The 5,130-nt window shown below is 75.7% G+C and carries 4 protein-coding genes and 1 pseudogene; 1 reads left to right on the forward strand and 4 read right to left on the reverse strand.

Annotated elements, in window-relative coordinates; all coding sequences use genetic code 11:
- Both AB0K09_RS29685 and AB0K09_RS29690 read right to left on the reverse strand, forming a co-directional pair.
- Positions 1-778 (reverse strand): annotated as a pseudogene (locus tag AB0K09_RS29685) (oxidoreductase); the annotation flags it as partial.
- A gap of 8 nt (positions 779-786) precedes the next feature.
- Positions 787-1,482: a hypothetical protein gene (locus AB0K09_RS29690; protein WP_366068501.1), complete on the reverse strand. Its 696-nt coding sequence runs from the start codon at positions 1,480-1,482 to the stop codon at positions 787-789.
- Positions 1,483-1,790: 308 nt separating this feature from the next.
- On the opposite strand from AB0K09_RS29690, the gene AB0K09_RS29695 reads away from it, so the two are divergent.
- A complete protein-coding gene (locus tag AB0K09_RS29695; protein ID WP_366068503.1) occupies positions 1,791-2,891 on the forward strand; it encodes a helix-turn-helix domain-containing protein in 1,101 nt (366 codons plus the stop codon).
- Positions 2,892-3,069: 178 nt separating this feature from the next.
- On the opposite strand, the gene AB0K09_RS29700 is transcribed toward AB0K09_RS29695, so the two are convergent.
- A complete protein-coding gene (locus AB0K09_RS29700) occupies positions 3,070-4,479 on the reverse strand; it encodes a DUF1996 domain-containing protein (protein WP_366068505.1) in 1,410 nt (469 codons plus the stop codon).
- A gap of 4 nt (positions 4,480-4,483) precedes the next feature.
- Positions 4,484-5,130 (reverse strand): DUF4142 domain-containing protein (locus tag AB0K09_RS29705; RefSeq protein WP_366068506.1); only part of this gene is annotated, 647 nt, incomplete at its 5' end.

Genomic DNA, 5,130 nt, shown 5'->3' on the forward strand with positions numbered 1-5,130 from the left:
CCTGACCCGGCCCCGTGCCGCACAACTCCAGGGCGTACGGCAGCGGAAGCCCCGTCGGCGTCTCCACGACGTGCGCCCCGGCGACGGTCAGCAGCAGGGTGCCGGGCTCCTCCGGCAGCCCCAGCTCGGCGAAACGGGCGACGCCGAGCCGTGCCGCGACGGCCAGTTGGGCGTACGTCTCCGTGTTGGACACCAGGGTCGGCACCCCGCCCAGCCCGCTCTCGCTGGAGCGGACCTTGCGCCCCGACGGCAGCGCCGGACCGCCGCCCGCGCCCCGCACGAGAGCCGTGCCCTCACCGGTGACGAACCGCTCCGGCAGCCGGGCCACGCGCACCCCCGGCTCGCCGGCCCCGCGCTCGGCCACCGCCTGGCGCACCGACCGCTCCACATCGGCCCGGGTCACCCCGACGACCACCTGCTCCGCGCCGAGCGCCCCGGCCGCCAGCAACGCCCCGTCGAGCACCAGGTGCGGCACGTGCAGCAGCAGCGCCGTGTCCTTCAGACAACCCGGCTCGCCCTCGCTGCCGTTGACCACCACCGCCGACGGGCCCCCGGTGCGCCGCAGGGAGCCGAGGACCGCGCGCAGCTTGCGGGCGAAGGGGAAACCCGCCCCGCCCCGGCCGCGCAGCCCGACCCCCTCCGCCAGCTCGGCCAGGTCACCGGCCACCAGGGCCGGCGGCGGGCCGTGCAGGGCCAGATGCGTCGCCCGGTCCACCCAGGCCCGCTGGTCCAGGCCCGTCAGCAACCGCGGCGTGCCGACGGCCGACAGCGTCGGCACGGGCCCCGTCACCCGTTCCCCCCGCGCCCGTTCCGGCCCCCGCGGACCCGCACCACCAGCGCGGCCGCCACGCCCGCCACGCACAGCGCGTACCCCGCCGTCACCCAGCCGCTCGCCGGACGGCCCGAGTGCAGCCCGTGCAGCAGCGCCGCACCCCACGCGGGATAGGCGCTCATGTGCAGGGCCCGCCAGGCCCGTGACCGGCCGCCCGCCGCGAAGGCGCTGCGCACCGCACCGGTGACCGCGACCGTCACGAAGAGATAGCCGGCCACGCTCCCGAGCCCGACGAGCAGCGGCTGCGCGCGGTCGGTGAACGGCACGGCCGCGGCCGCCGCACCGACGTGCCCCTCGGCCACCTTCACCCAGACGTGCAGCGCGAGGAAACCGATGCCGGCCACCCCCAGCCCCCGGTGCACGCCCTGGGCGAGCAGCCGGTGCGAGGAACCGAGGAGCAGCCGGTCGGTCGCCGCCAGCCCCCACAGCACGGTGGCGGTCAGCGACACCAGTGCCAGCACGCCCGCGCCGAAGTCGAGGAACTCCCGCGCCCGCCCCGGCACCCCGGCCCGTCCGGCCGTGGCGAGCAGCAGCAGGAGCGCCGCGGGCAGGGCGGGCCGGGCGTACGAGCCGCCGGCGGGGGAGGAGCGCGCCCGGGGACGGGGCGCCGCCTGCGGACGGGGCGGACGGAGGGAGGAGGGACGGATCACATGCGAACGCAACAGCGTGCGTGACGCGGGCATAGAGGGCCTCCGACGGCGCTCACGATAACTCGGGCGGATGCCCGTGTTCCTGAGAAATCCGGAAATCCCGCGCATCGGCGTCCTGCGCCGAGCGGCCGAATGAACGGCAGCATCACGGAAACTCGCAAAACCTTCATGAGCTTTATCGCGCTGTGACAAATTCCCGTGTGGCGGCCCCCACGGCGGTGGACCGCTGTTGATGATGCCCACTCAGACGACAGGGTCCGAACACCCGTCCAGACCCCGTTGTCCGTGCAGAAGTCCGGAGGTAGACGATGTGCGAAATACTGAACCGCATCTGGTCACGACCACGCGGCGAATGGACTCGCGTCCTGCGAAAGGAACTCCCCGCCGTCGCCGCCGCCCTGGTCGACGAACTGATGCGCAATACACCGGTATTCGCGGAGATCACGGAGCGGATCGGGAAACAGGCGGCGCGAACAGCGGTCGAGCAGGCACTCCTGCTCTCCCTCGGGCTCCGCGCCGGGCCCACCGATGACCGCACGTCCCGGCCGGCGGCCGTCACCCGGCCCGGCACCGGCCGCGTCCTCCCCCCCATCCCCGGCGCCCGCGCGCGCCGGACCCTGTTCACCGCCCTCGCCGACGACCGCTGCCCGCCCGAGCGGGTCCTGGCCGAACTCGCCCGCCGGGCCGACTGGCCGCTGCCCCGCCGCGCCCGCGCCGTCGTCCTCACCGGAGCCACCTCCGGCGAGGCCTCCCACATCGCCCTCCAGCTGGAGGCGGCCCTCGGCCCGGCCCTGCTCGGCACCGTCGACGCCGACCTCTGCCTGCTCGTCCCCGACCCCGGCCCCGGGGCGCGCACCGACCTGGTCTCCGTCCTGGCCGGCCGCACGGCCGCCGTCGGCCACGCCGTGCCCGCCCCCGACCTCGCGGCCTCACTGCGCTGGGCCCGGCGCCTGATCGACCTGACCCAGCCCGGCCCCGACCCCCGCGAACGGCTCCTCTTCGTCGACGACCACCTCTCGGACCTGCTCCTCCTCCAGGACGAGTCCCTCGCCCGCGCCCTCTCCGCCCGCTGGCTGCGCCCCCTGCAGGGGCTCACCCCCCGGCAGAGCGAGCGCCTGGAGGTCACCCTGCTGGCCTGGCTGGAGAGCGGCGGCGCCCCCGAGGCCGCCCGCACCCTCAAGGTGCACCCGCAGACCGTGCGCTACCGCCTGCGCCAGATCGAGAAACTCTTCGGACCCGCCCTCAGGGAACCGCGCACCCGCTTCGAGCTGGAACTCGCCCTGCGCAGCCGCCGGCTCCTCGCCGAGTCCCGCCGGCCCCGCCCCCGCGGCACCGCCAGGGGCCGCGCCGTCGGCGCCACCGTCCACCCCCTCGGCCTCGCCCGGCAGGCACGGGTCAACGGCCTGTGAACGCGAAGCCGGCACCCACGGGGGAATTACGGCGGCGCCCCGGACACACGGCGCCCGACGCGAGCGGCGGCCCCGGACCGAATGAGGTCCGGGGCCGCCGCGTTCCCGTCGCCGGGCGGCAGGGCGGTGCGGGGGAGTACCCGGCGCGGGAGCCCTCAGGCCGTCCGGCCGGCACCGCTCAGCAGCGACGCCCGCCGTTGACGCAGCCCACCGCCCGCGCCATCAGCGCGTCCGGCATCACGTTGATGAAGTCACCGTGGTCGGTGACCGGCTTGTGCAACTGCTCGGGGAAGCTGTCCACCGCGAACGGCGTACGGGCCGGCACGTCGTAGGTGATCCGCTGCACCAGCTGCGGCACGGCCCGGAACCCGCGCGGGCACGAGCCGTCCGCCCGGGCGAACGCGACGTGCGTGCGGTGGTTGGCGCTGTCGGTCGACCGGCCGTCCCAGCAGCTCTGGAAGGCGAAGGTGCGCACCACCTGGGACCCCGGCGGGCAGACCGGGTACTTGTCCTTCAGCTGCCGGTCCTCGAAGCCGGTGCAGCTCCACGAGGCGTTGGCGTTGCCCGGGCCGTTGGTCAAGGCCTTGGCGTCCCCGGTGATGATCCGCAGGAAGCGCGGCATCGCCGAGACCTTCGACACCGGACTGCCCCGGAACTGGATCGTCACCGATGCCGGCCGCAGCACCCGGCCCATGTTCCCGTCGTGCCCCCCGCCCGGCGCCCGGGCGTCCGGGGCGGCCGTGCCGTCCAGCAGCCGCAGCACCGGCCAGTAGTGCGTGGACAGATCGCCGTTGGCACACGTCGTGCCGGCCGCCGCCAGGCTCGCGTCGGTGGAGAAGGCGTTCGTCGAGAGGTTCCCGACGTAGTCGTGCGTGTGGTGCGCGCCGTTGCTCACGCCCGGCGTGACGATGACGTTGTCGGAGTTGAAGTGGCCGTTCTCGTTGCGGCCGCAGCGCGAGGTGAACGTGCCGGTCGAGCCGCCCGCGCGGACGGCGGGCCGGGGCCGTGCCGGCGCGGTGCGGATGTCGGCGAAGTCGGCGGGGGAGGGGCCGCCCCGCATGGCGTTCCTCAGGACGCCCTGCCCCGCCCGGTCGCCGCCGGCCGCCTCGGTGCGGACCTGGCGGGTGGTGCAGCCGCTCAGCCGCGTCAGACCGGACGGCCGCGCGGTGCGCTCCCCGATGGCGTCGGCCATCCGCCCGATCGACGCGGACCGCTGCCCCTTCAGCTCGTCGAGCACGGCACCGTCCGCCCCACCGGGCTCCGTCATGTGCTCGTAGGCGTGCGCCACCTGGGCGTCGAGCTCCGCGAGGCCCTGCGAGACCCGCTGCCGCGCCGGATCGGGCACGTCGGTCAGCTGCTCGCCGACGTCCGGGCAGGCGATGGTCATGGCCGTCGCGGCCGCCCGGCCGGCCGGGCGGCTCACCCCGCCGGCCGAGGCGTTGGCGGCGATCACCGCCGTACCGCCGCCGCCCAGCAGCAGGGCCGCCGCCGCGAGCAGCGCGCGGACCTTGGGCGAGGTGCGGCGCTTGTGGCCCTTGCGTGGAGCGTTCCGGCCGCGGCCGGTGCTCTGGAATCGCGTGGGGGTCATCGGATCACTTCATCTCCTCGTTGCCGTGCGGCTCCGGGGCCCCGGGCACTACGTGGGGGATACCGGCCGCACCGGTGCTCTCCAGGACGGTGATGTGGTCGAGGACGACCGAGTTGGCGCGGGTCGCCAGCTCGCGGACGAGGGAGTTGCCGGTCTTGTCCCGGACCGTCGCGACCAGCCCGAACACCTTCCCGTGGGCGGCGCGCACCAGCTGGGCGAAGGCCCGGTCGAAATCGGCCCCCCGGGCGGCGTCCATCTGGTCCAGCCACCCCTGCTGCTGATCGGTGGGCCGGCCCGGCAGCGTGATGCCCAGGTCCCGGCCGGCCTCCAGGGAGCGGCGGTCCAGCTCGGTGTGCCCGTCGATCAGGTGCTGCCCGGCGATCCGCACGCTCTCGGTGGTGCCGCGCTCCTGGGCCATGCGCCCGGCCGGCTTCTCCCACAGCCCGGCGAGCCGGACCTTGCGCACGAAGTCCCGGTCCAGAGCCGTCAGCGGCCCGAACGCGGTCTGCCGCACCCCCTCGCCGTCGTCGGTGAAGGCCGGCGGGACGGCCGCCGCGGTGTGCGCGGAGCCGAACAGCGACACCGGCACCAGCAGCGCCGCCAGCGTCGCGGCCAGCGCGCCGACCACGAGCCAGGGGCCCAGCGCCCGCC

It is taken from the genome of Streptomyces sp. NPDC049577, from assembly GCF_040675635.1.
Lineage (GTDB): Bacteria > Actinomycetota > Actinomycetes > Streptomycetales > Streptomycetaceae > Streptomyces.